The 17,082-nt window shown below is 67.7% G+C and carries 18 protein-coding genes; 7 read left to right on the forward strand and 11 right to left on the reverse strand.

The features are described 5' to 3' along the window. Positions 1 to 51: 51 nt before the first annotated feature. From NO878_RS08905 to NO878_RS08930, 6 genes are all read right to left on the reverse strand, one after another. Positions 52 to 906: a phosphatase PAP2 family protein gene (locus tag NO878_RS08905; protein ID WP_256405640.1), complete on the reverse strand. Its 855-nt coding sequence runs from the start codon at positions 904 to 906 to the stop codon at positions 52 to 54. Positions 907 to 948: 42 nt separating this feature from the next. Next, a complete protein-coding gene (locus NO878_RS08910; RefSeq protein WP_256405641.1) occupies positions 949 to 2,208 on the reverse strand; it encodes a YihY/virulence factor BrkB family protein in 1,260 nt (419 codons plus the stop codon). A 53-nt stretch (positions 2,209 to 2,261) separates the two neighbouring features. Continuing rightward, positions 2,262 to 2,690 (reverse strand): disulfide bond formation protein B, encoded by a 429-nt coding sequence (locus tag NO878_RS08915; RefSeq protein WP_256405642.1) that lies wholly within the window; start codon positions 2,688 to 2,690, stop codon positions 2,262 to 2,264. Positions 2,691 to 2,692: 2 nt separating this feature from the next. Next, a complete protein-coding gene (locus NO878_RS08920; protein WP_256405643.1) occupies positions 2,693 to 3,373 on the reverse strand; it encodes a class I SAM-dependent methyltransferase in 681 nt (226 codons plus the stop codon). Positions 3,374 to 3,433: 60 nt separating this feature from the next. Beyond that, positions 3,434 to 3,964 carry a hypothetical protein gene (locus NO878_RS08925; RefSeq protein WP_256405644.1) on the reverse strand — a complete coding sequence of 177 codons (531 nt, stop codon included), beginning with the start codon at positions 3,962 to 3,964 and terminating at the stop codon, positions 3,434 to 3,436. 238 nt (positions 3,965 to 4,202) lie between these two features. Beyond that, positions 4,203 to 5,324: a tRNA (guanine(26)-N(2))-dimethyltransferase gene (locus NO878_RS08930; protein ID WP_256405645.1), complete on the reverse strand. Its 1,122-nt coding sequence runs from the start codon at positions 5,322 to 5,324 to the stop codon at positions 4,203 to 4,205. Positions 5,325 to 5,448: 124 nt separating this feature from the next. On the opposite strand from NO878_RS08930, the gene NO878_RS08935 reads away from it, so the two are divergent. Further along, complete coding sequence (locus NO878_RS08935; RefSeq protein WP_256405646.1) at positions 5,449 to 5,796, forward strand: hypothetical protein; 348 nt, start codon at positions 5,449 to 5,451, stop codon at positions 5,794 to 5,796. A gap of 56 nt (positions 5,797 to 5,852) precedes the next feature. Then, positions 5,853 to 7,013, forward strand: coding sequence for an acyl-CoA dehydrogenase family protein (locus NO878_RS08940; protein ID WP_256405647.1), 1,161 nt, complete (start codon positions 5,853 to 5,855; stop codon positions 7,011 to 7,013). A gap of 27 nt (positions 7,014 to 7,040) precedes the next feature. On the opposite strand, the gene NO878_RS08945 is transcribed toward NO878_RS08940, so the two are convergent. The 5 genes from NO878_RS08945 to NO878_RS08965 all read right to left on the reverse strand — a co-directional run bounded on the left by NO878_RS08945 (position 7,041) and on the right by NO878_RS08965 (position 11,077). Next, positions 7,041 to 7,520, reverse strand: a complete 480-nt coding sequence (locus NO878_RS08945; protein WP_256405648.1) for a cupin domain-containing protein — start codon at positions 7,518 to 7,520, stop codon at positions 7,041 to 7,043. Positions 7,521 to 7,571: 51 nt separating this feature from the next. Next, positions 7,572 to 8,279, reverse strand: a complete 708-nt coding sequence (locus NO878_RS08950; protein WP_256405649.1) for an energy-coupling factor transporter transmembrane component T family protein — start codon at positions 8,277 to 8,279, stop codon at positions 7,572 to 7,574. After that, positions 8,276 to 8,974, reverse strand: a complete 699-nt coding sequence (locus tag NO878_RS08955; RefSeq protein ID WP_256405650.1) for an energy-coupling factor ABC transporter ATP-binding protein — start codon at positions 8,972 to 8,974, stop codon at positions 8,276 to 8,278. Before NO878_RS08955 ends, NO878_RS08950 begins: the two co-directional genes overlap by 4 nt. Further along, complete coding sequence (locus tag NO878_RS08960; protein WP_256405651.1) at positions 8,971 to 9,555, reverse strand: biotin transporter BioY; 585 nt, start codon at positions 9,553 to 9,555, stop codon at positions 8,971 to 8,973. The genes NO878_RS08955 and NO878_RS08960 overlap by 4 nt, the downstream gene beginning before the upstream one ends. 100 nt (positions 9,556 to 9,655) lie before the next feature. Further along, entirely contained in the window at positions 9,656 to 11,077 is a 1,422-nt protein-coding gene (locus NO878_RS08965; RefSeq protein WP_256405652.1) for an esterase-like activity of phytase family protein, read from the reverse strand. A gap of 126 nt (positions 11,078 to 11,203) precedes the next feature. Between NO878_RS08965 and NO878_RS08970 the strand changes: the two genes are divergently transcribed. The 5 genes from NO878_RS08970 to NO878_RS08990 are packed head-to-tail and all read left to right on the forward strand — an operon-like array spanning position 11,204 to position 17,069. After that, positions 11,204 to 11,806: a conditioned medium-induced protein 4 gene (locus NO878_RS08970; RefSeq protein ID WP_256405653.1), complete on the forward strand. Its 603-nt coding sequence runs from the start codon at positions 11,204 to 11,206 to the stop codon at positions 11,804 to 11,806. Positions 11,807 to 11,853: 47 nt separating this feature from the next. Then, on the forward strand, positions 11,854 to 15,549 hold the full coding sequence (locus tag NO878_RS08975) for an LAGLIDADG family homing endonuclease (RefSeq protein WP_256405654.1): 3,696 nt from the start codon (positions 11,854 to 11,856) through the stop codon (positions 15,547 to 15,549). Beyond that, positions 15,549 to 15,827, forward strand: coding sequence for a DUF7854 family protein (locus tag NO878_RS08980; protein WP_256405655.1), 279 nt, complete (start codon positions 15,549 to 15,551; stop codon positions 15,825 to 15,827). Before NO878_RS08975 ends, NO878_RS08980 begins: the two co-directional genes overlap by 1 nt. Positions 15,828 to 15,878: 51 nt before the next feature. Continuing rightward, positions 15,879 to 16,217 (forward strand): DUF7855 family protein, encoded by a 339-nt coding sequence (locus NO878_RS08985; RefSeq protein ID WP_256405656.1) that lies wholly within the window; start codon positions 15,879 to 15,881, stop codon positions 16,215 to 16,217. Positions 16,218 to 16,244: 27 nt separating this feature from the next. Further along, positions 16,245 to 17,069 carry a DUF7856 family protein gene (locus NO878_RS08990; protein WP_256405657.1) on the forward strand — a complete coding sequence of 275 codons (825 nt, stop codon included), beginning with the start codon at positions 16,245 to 16,247 and terminating at the stop codon, positions 17,067 to 17,069. Positions 17,070 to 17,082: the final 13 nt, after the last annotated feature.

The raw sequence follows: 17,082 nt of genomic DNA on the forward strand, positions 1-17,082 counted from the left end.
TCGCGGCTGTGCGATCATCTCGCCGTCCGTCGACTCGGGGGGCGAGCGGCGTCAGCCCGCCGCCAATCCCGGAAGCGCGACCAGGAGTGCCACGACGCCGCCTGCGAGGCCGGCGGTGACCGGGAGCGAGACGCCCCCATCGAGAACGGCGGGGACGAGGAGCGCGACGGCAGGCAGGACGGCCAAGGCGGCGACGAGTCGGCGCGTCGTGTCGGGGGTGGCAACGACCCGGTCGGCGGCGAGATGCCAGCCGGCCAGGCCACCTCCGGCGGCCGCGACGGCGACCACGGTATCCCTGACGACGGCCACGGTAATGCCGGCGAGACCGACGACGAGGGCGACGACGAAAACCCGGCGGGCGTCGGCGACTGTCACACGCTCGGGGGCGACGCCGGGGCCGAGACGGAGCGTCGCGGCGAGAAAGGCGAGGCCGACGGCGACGCCGACGACGACGTCGACGAGGTAGTGAACCCCGATGACGACCCGCGAGAGGGCAATCAGGGCAACCAGCGTCCCGACGGCTGCAACGAGGGGTGCCGAGCGCTTTCGATCCGGGAGCAGCGCCACCAGGGCGCCATAGACGACGGTCGAGCCGATTGCGTGGCCGCTAGGGAACCCGTAGCCGTCGGCGCCCGCACCGGGCGGACGGGGGAGGGCGAAGGCGTGTTTGAGCGCGAGCGTCAGGGTGAACGCGCCGAGCGCGAGCGCGAGCGCGGCGGCCATCCGAGGGGCGGCCACGTCGAATCGGGTCGCCAGCAGGTAGGCCGCGACGACGAGGACAAACAGGATCAGCGGGTCGCCGAGGCGGGTCACGAGTTCCGCAATCGTGACGACGGCGTCGGGCAGCGTTCCGACGACCCCCGCCTCGCCGACGCCCCGGCTGGCGACACCGGCGACGAGTGACATATCTTGGGACTGTTGGGGAGGAATATATATCTCTCGGCACCGTCAGCGCCGGAACCGGCGCACGGCGTCGAGCGCCTGTGCGGGTTTCTCCAACAGGGAAAGCCCCGCACCCACGAGAACGAACAGCGCGTAGAGTCCGAGCGTCGAGAGGAAGATGACGATCATCGCGACGATGGCGAGCAGGTCGCTGCTGAAGAAATAGAAGGCGCCGAGGGTCATGGCCGTGCCGTAGAGGAGAACGAGGTAGGGGCCCCAGCCACGGGCGTGGCCGCGGCGCATCCGGCGGCGGACGTACGCCTTCAGGTCTTCCTCTAGGGCCGGTTTGTCGACCGTCCGGTCTTCGACGTCGGCCTCGAAGTCGTCTAGGTCGGCACGGAGCGCCTCGACCCGCTCGTTGAGGTCCTCGATATCCGGTGCCGGGGAGGGCTCCGCGTCGCGTCGCGTGTCGTCTCCGGTCATGGCCGTCGTCAAGTCGTCTCGGTCCCGCGGATGTTGTACCTGCCGGTTCGGGGCGGTCGCGCGGCCGCCGAGGACGGCGTTGAGCGTCGCGCCGACGAGCAAGACCAGTCCCGCGAGGTAGAACCACGTCACGAGGAGGAGGACGGCACCGAGGACGCCGTAGAGTGCGAACCGCCCGTTCGTCGTCGCGACGGCGGCATAGAGGGCGAAGGCGGTCCCGAGAAGCGTCCAGCCGAGCGCGCCGAGAAGGGCACCGGGAAGCGCCTCGCGGGGCGAGAGGTCGACCGCGGGCGTCACGTAGTACACCGGAAAGAGGGCGGCGAAGAGCGCCGAAAAGAAAAGCAACGGCGCGACGATGGACGCGGCGGGCAGGCGGAGGACGGCGACGGCACCGACGAGGGCGACGCCGCCAAAGGCGCCGACGCCGGCGGCGAGGAGAATTGTCACGCCCGCGCGAACGCTCCCGAGGAAGCGACGCGGGGTGGTGCCGTAGATCCGGGCGAAGGCGGTATCGACGCCACGAAACAGCTTGAGCGCACTCCAGAGTAGGAGTCCGAGTCCGACGAGGGTGATCCCGCCCTGGCCGGTCGTGTTCGTCAGCGCATCGTCGACGACCCCCCGGCCGACGGGAAGGAGATACCGGCCGGCGAGGTCGACGACGGTCGTCCGAAGCGACGGACCGCCGACGGTCGTCGCGACGACCGTCGCGAGGACGAGCAAGGGGAGCACGGAGATGAAGGCGTAGTAGGCGATACTGGCGGCCAACGTGGAGACATCGCGGTCGCGAACGTCGTCGGCGACGGCGCGCACGACGGTGAGCGGCCGGGCGAGTCGAACGGACACGGCGAGCGATTCGGCCGGCGACGGCAAAAGACCGTGGGCGCCGCCGGACGCCGTCAGCGCTCGCTCACCCACGTCGCGGCGAGCAAGACCGTGACTAGGGTGAACGCGACCAGCGAGAGGTTCGGGATGGAGAGACCGAAGACCGGCGCCCGCCACTGGACGGCCGCACACGGGCCGCCGAGGGTACACTGTGTCGTCGTCGCCTGGAGGACGGAGTGATACGCCGCGATGCCGAGGCCGGGAAGCGCAAGCGGCAGGGCGGTCCGATAGACGTCCGGTCGCCGGTCGAGGGCCGCGACTCCGAGGACGACCACGAGCGGGTACATGAGGATGCGCTGGTACCAGCACAGCGTGCAGGGCGTCAGCCCGAGACCGAGACTGAACCAGAGGCTGCCGGTCGTCGCAACTGCCGCGACGGCCGTCCCCAGAGCCAGACGGCGCCGTGTAGCGCCGAGGCGGTCGAACGCGTCGCCGGAGGGCATGGTCAGGGCGCCACGCCGACCGTCAAGAGCGTCCCCCACTCCCGGTAGCGGTCGACCATGTCCTCGCGCCGGTCCCAGTCCTCGGTCGGGAACGCCTCCGCCGGCGGGATCTCGATCTCACGGTCCGGGATGGTGTTCTGTTCGGCCACGTGGAGGCCGGCCGCGCGGAACGCCTCGCGGTACCGCTCACGGTCCCAGAGTTGCATCTCGACGTCGACCTGCTCTTGCCACTGGTGGGTGTGTTCGCTCTCCGCGAAGAAGTTCACGGCACAGAAGAAGGTGCCGCCGGGGCGAAGGACCCGCCGGATCTCCTCAAGTACCGTTGCCGGATCGGTGGCGTAGTAGAACGCCTCCATGGACCAGATATGGTCGATGGCGTCGTCCTGAAAAGGGAGGTGCTGGAAGTCGCCGGCGAGATACTCAAGCAGCGCCTCGTCGGTGTACGAGCGAGCGTTCGAGACCATCGCCGTCGAGGCATCGAGACCGACGCTCGCGCCGATATCGCGCGTCTCGCGGAGCGCTCGGAGGGCGTAGCCGGAGCCGGTGCCGAGGTCGAGGACCGTCTCGCCGGCCTCAACGGGCATCCGGGCGAGCGCCTCCTTTGCCGTGTGCCAGTGGCGCTCCTCCATCCCTCTGTCCTTGCCTGCCGCCGCCCACGCGTCGAACTCGGCCTGTACGCTCATTACCGGGTCACGAGGAGAGCGAGCCACAAACCTCTGCTGGAACGCCGTCGTTTCGGGCGGTCACAGCAGCCCTTTCACCGTGTTGATGATCGTCCACGTCACCTGTTTCACGGGTTTGCCGTCCGCACCGTTGATCACGACGCCGCGAACGGTCTGTTCGCCGTCCCGTTGGACGGTTCGGCCGTTCCGAACGGCGTCGACGAACGGCGGGACCGGGTTCTGTCGGGCGACCAGATCCTCGGCCGTCCCACGGGTCATCGACATCCGCAGGTCGGCGCCGTCGCGTGCCGACTGTCGGAGGTCGGTGATCCGACCATTGGGGCGCATCCGGAACGAGAAGACCACGTCCGTCCCGACGAAGTGGACGTTGACGACGTTGCCGGCGAGTTGGTTGAACACCTGGCGCTCGGCAAAGTTCATGTCGGCCTCCGTGACGTTCGCGTTGAACCGCGGCTGCATCTCCTCGAGGTCGGTAAAGAGGTCGTCCGCCCACGTCGGCTGATCGCTCGACTGGGCGGCGACGGGCGCCGGGGCGGCGACCAGCGCAAGGGTCACGAGGAGTGCGGCGACGATGCGTGTGACGGTGTGCATACGTATCACATGGAGTCCGGCGTATATGGAGATTTGGGCGGGTAGCGAGGAAATCACGCCGCTCCGTGGGTCGGGCGAGACGCCACCGTGCCGAGGAACCGGGAACCGGGAACCGGTCGGCACCGCCACCGACCGGCACCTGACGGGCCGGAGACTCACGGAGAGACAACCCGGCCGGCGAGACGGAAGAGTCACGGGAGTAGCCGGACGCGGCGGCCGCCGTATCGGGGCGGGGCCGTCAGTCGGCGGTTGCGACCCGAATCGCCTCGACGTCGGCGTCGGTCTTGAACGTCGTCCCGCCGTAGTGGGCGCGGGAGGCGTCGTGACCGGCCGCCCGGAGGTCGCCCAGGAACTCGTCCATCGCGTTCGCCGAGCGGCCCCACTGCTTGCAGAGGCGGTGTTGATCGTAGTGGGTCGGTTCGTCGAGTTCGGTCTCGACCGTCTCCAGCAGTCGGCGGGCGCGGTCGGCCTCGCCCATGTCGTCGTCGACGGCGTCGCGGACGGCAGCGACGAACTCGCGGTCGCGGATCGCCCCGAGCCACAGGGGACCGGCGGTGACGACGCGATTGCTCCCACAGGCCGGGCACTCCGCTGGCGGGTGGGTGATCAACCCCCACTCGGCGTCGCGGGCGAGGCAGTCCTCGCAGTGGTGGACGTAGCCGAGTTCGTCGATACACTCGTCGGCGCGGGTCGCCCGCCCGTCGAGTTCGAGGTAGGTGCGGGCGTAATGCCGGGAGACGTGCGAGCAGACCGGGCGGGCGGCGATGTCGTAGCGAGCGGCCGTCCGCACCATCGCCGAGAGCAGGACACGAAGCCCCATCTCGGGGTGATACTCGGTGTTGCGGGGGATCGCGCCGTACGAGCGGACGCCGCTCTCGAAGTGGGCGCCACAGAGGGGTGCGGTGTCGGTGGCGGTGACACAGACGAGATCACGGGCGCCGACGAACGCGGCGTCGGCAAAGGGAATCGGCGTGCCGAAGGGGTCGAGGTCGACCACGTCGAATACCGACTCGTGCATGAGGGCGTTGGCGTTCCGTTCGGTCACCGTTACGTCGGCCGCAAGGCCGGCGGCGGCGGCGTTCTCGCGGGCGAGGGCGACAGCGTCGGGATCGGTGTCGGCGGCGGTCACGTCCCACCCCTCGTTGGCGGCCCGGAGCGCCCGGACGCCGCTCGCAGTCGTGGCGTCGAGATACGAGTCGGCTCGAGGCTCGCGGTCCCGGTAGGCCCGGAGGACAGCCACGGTCACGTCGCGGTTCAGTTCCTGTGTGGGGTTGTAGAAGACGCCGTCGCCGCGGCCCTCGCTCGCGCCGTCGCGGGCGTCGGGCACCTGAAACTCGACTCCACCCTCGGTGACGCGCATAGCTGGACTGGGCAGGCCCGTGGCGAAAAGCGCCGCGGTTCGGTGGGCGGAGCGTCTGCCGTCCGTCCGCCGTGTGTCGGATCGACCGAACCCCTTTAGACGCCGAGGCCCGAGGTTTCGGGCCGTGAGCGAGGAGACGGACTGGCGTGCGGCGCTCTCGGCGGCCGGAGAGCTATCCGGGCCGATTGTCGACGCCATCCTCTCGGCCCACGGTGACCGGGGACAGCGGGCCATCGAAGCCGTCTCCGAGGAACGAGTCAAGCAGTACCGCGACTTTACCGTCGTCGTCGGTCACGACGACGAGTACGTCGTCGAGGACGGCGGCTGTACCTGCAAGGACGCGGAGTACAACCTCGATACCGCGGATCCGAGTCAGCGGTGTTGGCACGCGCTGGCCGTCGAGGTGGCCAGGCGAGTCGACGCCGTCGACCACCACGACATGTGGTACTCCGAGGTGCGGGAGTTCATCTGATCGGCGGGCGGCAGGCCGTGAGAAGCGTTTTTTACCCGACGGTACCGACACCTTCCATGCTCGATTACGTCGCCCTAGAGGCCGACCTGGATCAGGAAGAACGGCTGATCCGGGACACCGCCCGTGAGTTCGTCGACGAGGAGGTTCGCCCCGACATCGGCGAACACTTCCTCGACGGGACGTTTCCGAGAGAACTCGTGACCGAGATGGGCGAGTTGGGCTTTTACGCGCCGAACCTCGACGGCTACGGCCTGCCGAACGTGAGCGAGCGAGCCTACGGACTCCTGATGCAGGAACTCGAAGCCGGGGACTCCGGCGTCCGGTCGATGGCGAGCGTCCAGGGTGCGCTGGTGATGTACCCTATCCACGCCTTCGGGACACCCGACCAGAAAGAGCGGTGGCTGCCTGCCCTCGGACGGGGCGAGGCGGTCGGCTGTTTCGGGCTGACCGAACCCGAACACGGCTCGAACCCGTCGTCGATGGCGACGACCGCCGAACGCGACGGCGACGGCTACCGGCTCTCGGGGTCGAAGACGTGGATCACGAACGCGCCCATCGCCGACGTGGCGGTGGTCTGGGCGCGGGACCGCTCCGCCGAGGGCAGCCCGGTTCGAGGCTTTCTCGTCGAGACGGACCGCGATGGTGTGACTACGCAGGCGATCCACGAGAAGCTCTCCTTACGGGCGTCGATCACCGGGGAGATCGGGCTCTCGAACGCGTGGGTACCCGAGGAGGACGTCCTCGACGTCGAGGGGATGAAGGGGCCGCTCTCCTGTCTCACGCAGGCCCGCTACGGTATCGCGTGGGGCGCCGTCGGCGCCGCGCGAAACTGCTTCGAGACGGCCCGAGAGTACGCCACCGAGCGCGAGCAGTTCGGTCGCCCGATCGGCTCGTTCCAGCTTCAACAGGAGAAACTCGCGGAGATGGCGACCCGGATCACGACCGCACAGCTACTGGCCCACCGCCTCGCGGACCTGAAAGCGCGGGGTGACCTCCGGCCCCAGCAGGTGTCGATGGCCAAGCGAAACAACGTTCGGATGGCTCGCGAGGAGTCCCGACGCGCCCGCGAGATGCTCGGCGGCAACGGCATCACCGCCGACTATCCGCCGATGCGCCACCTGGCGAACATGGAGACGGTGTACACCTACGAGGGCACCCACGACATCCACTCGCTGATTCTCGGCGAGGATCTGACGGGGCTGTCGGCGTTCGAGTGACGGGAGGGAGCGGCCGTGCCGCGACGGTCAGCCCTCGTCGAGCCAATAGTCCACGTCGTCGTCGCGGCGGTAGTAGCCCGCGACCGTCCGCGAGTCGTCGCTGCCGGGCGGCGACCCCGCGTAGACGCCGATCTTTCCCGAGTCGGGGTAGACCGTCACGTCCGGATCGTCCATCGTCGAGACGGCGAGATACCGTAGCGGGCCGTCGCCGTCGTTGACGACGCGGTGGCCGCCGTCGGGGCCAGTCGGGAAGGCGACGTAGTCGCCAGCACACAGCGGTTCGACCCCGTCGGCGGTTCGGAGTTGTCCCGTCCCCGCGAGGACGTACACGGCCTCCTCGTTGCCGGTATGAAAGTGGAAGGGCCACGATTTCTCGCCTGGCGGGAGTTCGTAGAGCGAACAGCCGAGGCGGTCACCGTCGGCAGCGGCGGCGAGTCGCTTCCGCCGGAACCCCGTCTCGCCGTGGTCGACCGTCTCCCAGTCGAGGTCGGCCTCGTTGACGCGCATATGGGCGATTCGGGCGCCGAAGGCAAATGTCGGGGGGTAACCGGTCGTCGGTCACACGGCGGCCCACGCCAGTAACGCCACGGCCACCAGCAGGGCGGGACCGTCCCGCCACGTCGGCGAGAGTACGGGGAGCGTGGGATTCCACGCGAAACAGCGGGCCTGCAGGGCAAGCGCGAACCGGTCGGCGCGGCGAAACACCCGCCGGAGACCGGTGACGCCGATCAGCCTGATCCGCTCGCGGAGGGTGCGTTCGGCGCCGAGGCGGGCGTGCATCGCCGCCCGGACGGTCGCGAGATCATCGCGAAGGACGGGAAGAAAGCGGAGCACGAACCCGACGCCCGCACCGAGGACGACCCCGATCCGCCCGGGCAACAGCCACTGGATGGCGACCCGCGACTCGCGAACGCGGGTGGTGCGGATGTAGGCCGTCGAGACGAGAAGGAGGAGGAGAACCCGATAGCTCGCCAGTGCGGGGGTGACGGCGTCGGCGACGACGAACCACGGGGCGCCGACGGTCGCTCCCTCGACCAGTGGGCCGGCGACGAGAAAGGGCAGGAACGCACGGTAAGAGCGGAGGCTGGCGGTGACCGGCGTCGCGGCCAGTCGGCAGACGCCGCCGACGAACGCCGTGAGCGCGGCCAGTCCCGCGGGCGTCGTGTGGGCGAACGCCGCGACGGCGACGGCCGCCTGGACGAACAGTTTGCTCCGCGGGTCCAGGCGGTGGACGTAGGTGTCGCCCGCGACGTACCGGAGGTTCATGGAGGCCGGACACCGCGTTCGGCGAGCGCCGCGGGGTCGGGGTCGGGGTCGTCGACGGCGACCACCCCGTCCGCGAGGACGACGATTCGGTCGGCAAGCGCCGCCACGTCCCGCAGGTCGTGGGTGACGACGACGACGCCGACCCCCTCTTCGCGGAGTCCCCGCAGGCGCGCCAGAACGGATCGTCGGGCAGCCCAGTCGAGACCGGTGAACGGTTCGTCGAGGACGAGGTGGTCGGGGTCCATCGCCAGCGCGCCGGCGATGGCGACACGCTCCCGTTCGCCGCCGGAGAGTTCGTCGATGCGCTCCTCACCGCGGCCGGCCATGCGGACGGCGTCGAGAGCGTCGGCCACGCGGCGGTCGATCGCTGCACGCGAGAGGCCCAGATTCTCGGGGCCGAAGGCCACGTCGGCGCCGACGGTGGCGGCGACGAAGCCGTCGCGGGGGTCCTGGAACACCATGCCGACGCTGGACCGGGCGGCGACGGGGTCGTCCTCGACGGGACGGCCGTTGACCGAGACGGTCCCACGGTCGGGGGTGAGCAGGCCGTTGAACCCGCGGACGAGGGTGGTCTTGCCGGAGCCGTTGGCCCCCGCGAGGACGAGAAACTCGCCGTCCTCGACGGTCACGGAGACATCGTCGACGGCGAGGGTCTCGCCGTAGCGGTAGGTGTACCCCTCGACCGTGATCGTCATCGGGCGACGATAGCATCGCTGCGGGCGATGGCAACCGTCGCGGCGATCTTCAGTCCGGCCACGGGAAGGAAGGGGACGACGACGGCCGACACGGCGGCGACGAGACCGATAGCCTGCACCAAGGCGTAGCCGACGGCGCCGGCGGCGTAGACGACAGCGGTCCCCGCGACCAGCGCGAGGACGAGTCGGGGCACGGGGATGGCATCGGGCGCGGTGAGGCCGTCGAGACCGTGGGCGACGGCCCCGACTGTCATCGCCGCGAGCGGAAAGCCGATCAGGAAGCCGCCGGTCGGGCCGAGGACGACCCCGAGACCGGCGTTGCCGCCGGCGAAGACGGGCAGTCCAACGAGTCCGGCGAGCAAGTAGAGGGTGAACGCCACCCCCGCCCACAGGGGGCCGAGGACGACGCCCGCGAGATACACCCACAGCGTCTGGAGCGTGATGGGGACGTTCGGGGCGAGCGGGTGGACCATGTCGACCGGGGCTGTCGCGCTCGTCGCGGCCGCGAACAACACGGCACGAGCCACGTTGCCGGTGGCCTCCTCGCCGACCAATTCGACTGAGTCCGTTGCGGTCGTCATACCGGCCCGACGCTCGTAAACCACTTAGTACGTAGTGGTTGACGCGGTGTCGGGACGGCTCGGAACGCCGGGAACCGACGCCACCGAACCGGGACGCGGGTCAGACGATGGGTTCGGAGAGTGTGAGGCGGGCAATCTGTGTTTCGGCACCGGAGTAGCCGAAGTCGTTGTCGTTGATCAGGATCAGCGTCTCCGGGTTGGGCATCGCGACCCCCTCCAGTTTCGAGGCGAACCCGTCGTGATCGTCGGTCGAGAAGACGAGCGTCTTCTCGAAGTGGTCGACGGACAACTCGTCGCCGGACTGACTCGCCAGCGTGGGTTCACGGTCCAAGGCGTCGTACTCCGCCGGAATCGGGTCGGTCTCGTCCATCGAGACGACGTAGAGTTTCGTCGTCCGACTGACCCGTTCGAGCACGAGGAGGTGGCTTTCGTCGAGGACGCGGAGTTCGCTGATCTTGACGTCGCTCTGTGTCGGGTCACCGTTTCGGCTGTCGCGGGCGAAGGTTTGCGGTCGGTCGAGTCGGTAGAGGTACTGGTCGGTGACCGCGTTCTGGTCGACGTCGAACTGAGCGATCCGGATGTTCCGCGAAGCCTCGGAGGTGGCGACGTCGGGGTTCGCGAGCGGTGACTGGATGGCGAACACGAGTGATCCCTCGTCGGGAAGCACGCCGAGCGACTCGATCCCGCGGTTCAGCTTGCGCCGCCGCCAGACGGCCGGCAGACTGGGGGTGACGGGATAGGTCGCCGCCGAGAGGTCCTCGTCGACGCCCTCGGGGACGTGTCGGTCGAGGACACGCCCATCCGACGCGACGTGGGCGATGCTCGGGGCGTACTCCTCGGCGATCCAGAAGCTTCCGTCCTGCAGGCGGACGATAGCCTCGATGTCCATGCCGTTGGGGTCGTACGGGATCCGGTTGCCGTTGATCGAGTGTGCCCCCTCGGTGTTGGTCGACTCCAGCGGGTTGCTGATCGCGGTGATATCGTGTCCGTCACTGTCCTTGAGCGGGATGGTCTCGGTGACGGCTGCCGTCTGGGAGGGGGCCATGCTGTCGAGGCGAACGGTGTAGATCGACGGCGTGTAGCCCGGATTGGTGAATATCTTGCCACCCGTGTCGTCGCCACAGATCGACTCGACGCTTCGGTCGGCGACGGCCGGGGCGTCGCTACAGTTGATATTCGGGCCGCGGTCGGCAATCGTATAGAAGCGGTCGTCCGGTTCGTCGTCGCGGGCGTACGCCCCGCTCCCGAGGCCGACGACGAGGTCAAGTGTATTGCCGCCGCGGAACGTGACATCCCCGAGCGAGAGGTACGACTCGTCGACGTCGAAAAACTCGATCTGTGGGTCGCTGATCCGCGACGGATCGTGCGCGGCAGTCGAGTCGTCCCCGCCGAGAAGCCCACGCACGACGGACGAACCGACCGTCCCGAGTCCGAGTACCGCCCCGCCACCGAGTAGCACGGAGCGACGGTTGGTCGAATGGCTCCCGCGAGTCGCGTCGTCGCGTCGGGTATCGTCTGACATCGACGGATCGTCGCGCCGGGGATCGCAACTACCTTTATAATAGGAGTACCACTCATAGCCGAGACAACTGTTCACATACATAACACGCGCCGTGCGTTTTTTGCCCACGAGGAACGGTCATTTCGTATGGACGACAAAACCGCGGAGCTACGGGACGTCTTCCTCGACGCGACGGGGACGGAGACGGTCACGGAGCGCCAGTCGGAAGCCCGCGGTTCGCTCGTCGACGCGGTCGACCCCGAACGGGTAACCGCGCGCCTAGAGGAACTACTCGAAACGATGCGCGAACGGGAGGAGTTCGAGACTGACCTCGGGACCGCGGCGTACCTCCGACTGATCGACGGCTTCCACGACGGGGCGACCGACGCGACCCTCGCGGATCGGCTGGGGATCGACGCCGAGACAGTCGTTCGAGCGCGACTCGACTGTCACCTCGTCCGGGCGGACGACCGGGACCACCCCGACTTCGCGGCGATCCGCGAACGGATCGTCGACGGAGCAGACGACGAGGCGGTCGCCGCGGCTCTCGACTGTGACCTCGCGGCGGTCACGCGCGTCCGGCGGGTCGTGGCGGCGGATCGCGCCGCAACCCACGCGAACGAGCGATTCCGGGACGCCTTCGCGGACCTCCTGACGGACGCGGACCTCTCGGGGCGTCTGGCGAGTGACTCCCGGGAGGACGGCCTGCGCGAGGCGACCGAGGACATCGAGACGGACGTGTCGCTCTGAGCCATCGGTGCGAAGACTCTTAGGCGATCCGGGACCAGGGAGTGGCAATGGCGCAGTCGTCGCAAAACCAGGAGCTAATCGACCGGTTCGTCCGGTTCTACCGGAACTACTACAGCGACGAAATCAGCCGCCTCGCACAGCGGTACCCCAACGAACAGCGATCCCTCCACCTCGACTACGACGACCTCTACACCTTCGATCAGGACCTCGCGGACGACTTCCTCTCTCAGCCGGAACAGATCGGCGAGTTCGCGGAGGAGGCCCTTCGAGTGTACGACCTGCCCGCGGACGTCTCGCTCGGGCAAGCCCACGTCCGCCTGCGGAACCACCCCGAGACGGTCGACATCCGCTCGATCCGCGTCCACGACAACCACGTCGGCCGGATGATCGCCGTCTCGGGCATCATCCGCAAGGCGACGGACGTCCGCCCGAAGATCACCGAAGCCGCCTTCGAGTGCCAGCGCTGTGGCACGATGACCTACATCCCCCAGTCCGACGGCGGGTTTCAGGAACCCCACGAGTGTCAGGGCTGTGAACGACAGGGTCCCTTCCGTGTCAACTACGACCAGTCTGAGTTTGTCGACTCCCAGAAGCTCCGGGTGCAGGAGTCACCCGAGGGCCTGCGCGGCGGAGAGACACCCCAGAGCATCGACATCGACATCGAGGACGACATCACCGGAAAGGTGACCGCAGGGGATCACGTCACCGTCACCGGCGTCCTCCACATCGACCAGGTGACGGAGGGCAACGAGAAGTCCCAACTGTTCGACCTCTATATGGACGGGGTCAGCGTCGAAATCGAGGACGAACAGTTCGAGGACATGGAGATCAGCGAGCAAGACAAACGCGACATCGTCGAACTGTCCAACCACCCGGACATCTACGAGGAGATGATCGCCTCTGTCGCGCCCTCCATCTACGGCTACGACGAGGAGAAACTCGCGATGATCCTCCAGTTGTTCTCGGGCGTAACGAAGGACCTCCCCGACGGGTCGCGGATCCGGGGCGACCTGCATATGCTGTTGATCGGTGATCCGGGGACGGGGAAGTGTCAGAAATATAACACCAAAATCGTACTCGGCGATGGAACGGAGCGAATGCTCGGAGAACTCGTCGAATCGCGGCTGGAAGATCCCGTGTCGGTCGACGACGGAGTGTATCAGTCGGTCGACTTCTCCGTCCAGACAGTGACGGCCAGCGGGACGGTTTCCCGCGGACGGGCGACGAAAGTTTGGAAGCGAGAAGCACCCGATCGGATGTACCGCATTCGCACCAAATCCGGCCGTGAGGTGGAAGTTACGCCGTCACACCCGCTGTTCGTTCAGAGTAATCTCGGAATGGAGACCCGGAAGGCCGAAGAACTGACCGAAGGAACACACATTGCACTTCCGAGGCGTCTCGATGGCGAGTGGGACGACTCTCTCGATATCGATCATTACCGCGTCGACAGCGGGCCGGCAAACCGAATCGACACCCCGAAAAAATTGACCCCGGAACTGGCCCGCCTACTCGGATATCAGATTGGGGAAGGACACATAAATGGACCCGAATCGAGCGCGACGGCAACAGTTACGAACGCCGACGAAGCTGTCCTCGACGACGTCGCCGATTGTCTCGATTCACTCGGCCTGCACTGGTGGCGCAAACCACACCACGACCGTGACGGCGTCGAGATCATCGGCTGTTCCTCGGTCGAATTTGTCGATTTTCTCAGAGAGATCGAACCAGCAATTCTGGAACAATCGGCCGATCAACGCGTTCCGGACTGTCTGTTCCGCGCCAGCCCCTCGATCAAACGGGAGTTCCTGAAGGCATACGTCGAGGGGGAGGGACACGTCTCACGAACGGAACGCGAGATCACCGTCGCGTCGATGAGCCAGGAGTTGCTCGAAGGTGTCCGCAGTCTGCTCGTCAGTCTTGGAATCGAGACGTCGCTCGGAAGCCGTCAAAACGGGAGTTACCGGCTCCGGATCAGCGGAACCGACTTCGTCAGCTACGTCGAAGAAGTCGGATTCGTCACCGAACGAAAGACGGCTGCGTCGACTGCGTTCACGGATATTTCCGAGAATACGAATACCGACATCGTTCCGGATGTGTCCGAGGCCCTCCAACGCGTTCGCGAGGCACTCGCACTATCACAGTTCGACTGTGGCATCCCACGAACGACGTACCAGCACTACGAACGCGGCGACCGAAATCCGAGTCGAGAGAGCCTTCGGACGGTCCTCGATCAGTTCGAAGCGCGACTCGAATGGCTCGGTGAGGTTCGAGAACAGTTGGAAAGTGGGGACTGGAGTGAAATTGAGCGTCTTCGTCGAGAGCTGAACCTCTCTCAGGACGAACTCGCAGACGCGGCGGGCGTTTCACAGAAGTCGATCAGCAACTACGAGCGGAGTGTCGTGACCCCCGATGGCGGGGTTACCCGAGACGTCCAAGACGCGGTCCGAGGTCGGATCGACGAAGCGATGGCAGTCGCCGACGACCTCCGGGCACTCCGACGGCTCGTCGAGAACGATATTTCGTGGGACTGCATCGAGACAATCGAAACGGTCGACCCGGACTACAGTTGGGTATACGACCTCGAAGTCGCCGGGACGCACACGTACCTCGGCAACGGTATCGTCTCGCACAACTCACAGCTCCTCTCCTACATCCGGAATATCGCCCCGCGTTCGGTCTACACCTCGGGGAAAGGGTCCAGTTCGGCCGGGCTGACCGCCGCGGCCGTCCGCGACGACTTCGGCGAGGGACAACAGTGGAGCCTCGAAGCGGGCGCCCTGGTGTTGGCCGACCAAGGGATCGCCGCCGTCGACGAACTCGACAAGATGCGCCCGGAGGACAGGTCCGCGATGCACCAAGCCCTCGAACAACAGGAGATCAGCATCTCGAAGGCTGGCATCAACGCCACCCTCAAGTCCCGGTGTTCGCTTCTCGGCGCCGCGAACCCCAAGTACGGCCGGTTCGACCAGTACGAACCCATCGGCGAACAGATCGACCTCGAACCGGCCCTGATCTCACGGTTCGACCTGATCTTCACCGTGACGGACCAGCCCGACCCCGAGGAGGACGCCGCGCTGGCCGAACACATCCTGCGGACGAACTACGCGGGGGAGTTGAACACCCAGCGGACGGAGGTGGCAAACGCCAACCACAGCCAGGCAGAGGTGGAGTCGGTCACGGACACGGTCGATCCGGCCATCGATCCCGAACTGCTCCGGAAGTACATCGCGTACGCCAAACGCACCTGCTATCCGACGATGGCCGACGACGCGAAGGCGGCCATCCGCGACTTCTACGTCGACCTCCGTGCGAAGGGCGCAGACGAGGACGCCCCGGTTCCGGTCACCGCCCGCAAGCTGGAGGCACTGGTCCGACTGGCCGAGGCGAGCGCGCGGGTCCGACTCTCCGATACGGTCGAACGCGAGGACGCCGAGCGTGTGATCGACATCGTCCGCTCCTGTCTGCAGGATATCGGCGTCGACCCCGAGACGGGGGAGTTCGACGCCGACGTCATCGAGACGGGAACCTCGAAGAGCCAGCGCGACCGCATCAAGAGCATCAAGGACGTCATCGAGACGGTCGACGCCGAGTACGAGGGCGAGGCGGGGGCACCGCTCGACGCCATCGTCGAGCGCGCACAGACCGAGGGCATCGAGGAGGAGAAGGTAATGGATCAGATCGAGCAGTTGCGCCGGAAAGGCGACGTGTACAGCCCGATGACGGACCAGTACAAGGTAGTCTGATGGACCGCATCTCCGCGATCAGGAACGTCGAGGAGGCACTCAGGGCGTTCGAGGCGGGCGAGGCAGACCTCGCGGCGACCGAGGAGCGGGTGCTCGCGGCGCTTCGGACGTACGCGACGGAGTTCGAGGGGAGCGGTCTCGGGGCGTACGCGGGTCACGGTGCGGAGGCCGTCGAGGACGTGGTGGTGATCGCGTCCTCGCGGGCCGAGGCGCGAGATCGGATCGCCGAACACGCCCCGGCGACGCCGGCGTCGTTCGACGTCGAGCGACTGGACTGACTGCCGGTACCGACAGGGTTAGGTACTCCGTCACGACAGGGGAGGGCAACGGTGCTACTCGTCGTCACGTACTCGCGGGACGCCCGCACCACGCTCCGGAACGTCTGTCGGAGCCACGAGGGGACGGTCGTCCGACGGTTCGGTCGCGCGACGCTGCTGGAGGAGACGGAGTTGGGAGCGTTTCTCGCCCTGCGGCTCCGGGCAAAACACGGCGACGACGTCCAGATCGAACGGACGCGTCCGTTCAACGAGTTCGAGACCGTGCCCGAAGCGGTGCGGGCGGCCGCCACGGCCTACGAGGCCCGCGAGACACCGAGCACGCCCTACGACAAGTTCGCGGCGGGGACCGACCATCCCGATTCGGAGGCCATGCGCGATGCCGACCTGTGACCGGCGAGCCAATCGGCGACGACACACATGCGGGTGAGGATCGACGGGACCGTCCGGGAGGGATGGGCAGTCGAGGTCACGGGCGTCGAGGCGACGGCGCTCCGTCGGGCGATTCGTGGCGAGGCGTCGCCGGTCCACGTCGAGTGCCCCGAACCGGGAAGCGTCCACGACCACGTCGCCTGCCTGCCGCCGTCAGGGTTCGACCGGCGGGCGGCGCTCGCCGCCGTGGCGCGGGCACGGGGCCACGAGGCAGAACAGGCCGGGGAACTCGTGGCGGCACGGGACGAACTGGCCGCGGCGTCGCCGCCGGCGGTCGACGTCAGGGAGGCACGCCGGCGGGTCGCGGCGGCGGGCGCCGAGGAGGAGCGCCTCCGGGAGCGGGTCGCCGAACTCCGGGGGCGGATACAGGCACGGCACGAGACGGGTGCCGACACCACGGCTGTCGAGGCGCAGTTGGACGCCGCGACCAGTGACCTCGCGGAGGCCGAAACCGAGCGGATTGCGGCCGAACAGGCGCTCGACCGTGCGGAGCGAGCGGCACGGAAGGCCCGCGACAGACGGGAGGAGCGCCTCGAACTGGAAGACCGGGTGGCGAACCTCGAACGGCGGGTTCGCGAGGAGTTGGCGGCGAGGGTGTGGGAGACGTTTCGGACGGCCGTCGAGGCGGTCCCGGGGAGTGCGACGGTGGGCGAGTCACCGGGAGCCTACGAGGGCGACGCGACGACGGCAGCCCTCGGCGTCGCGCGTCTCGCACCCCTCGACGCGCCGGTCGTCGTCGACGGTCTCGACCGCTTCTCTGGGGCCGACGCAGCAGCGGCGACCCTCGACGCGCCGGTGATTTATGTCCGGTAACGCGGCCAGTCGG

The sequence above is a fragment of the Haloplanus ruber genome (assembly GCF_024494725.1).
In the GTDB taxonomy this organism is placed as follows: Archaea; Halobacteriota; Halobacteria; order Halobacteriales; family Haloferacaceae; genus Haloplanus; species Haloplanus ruber.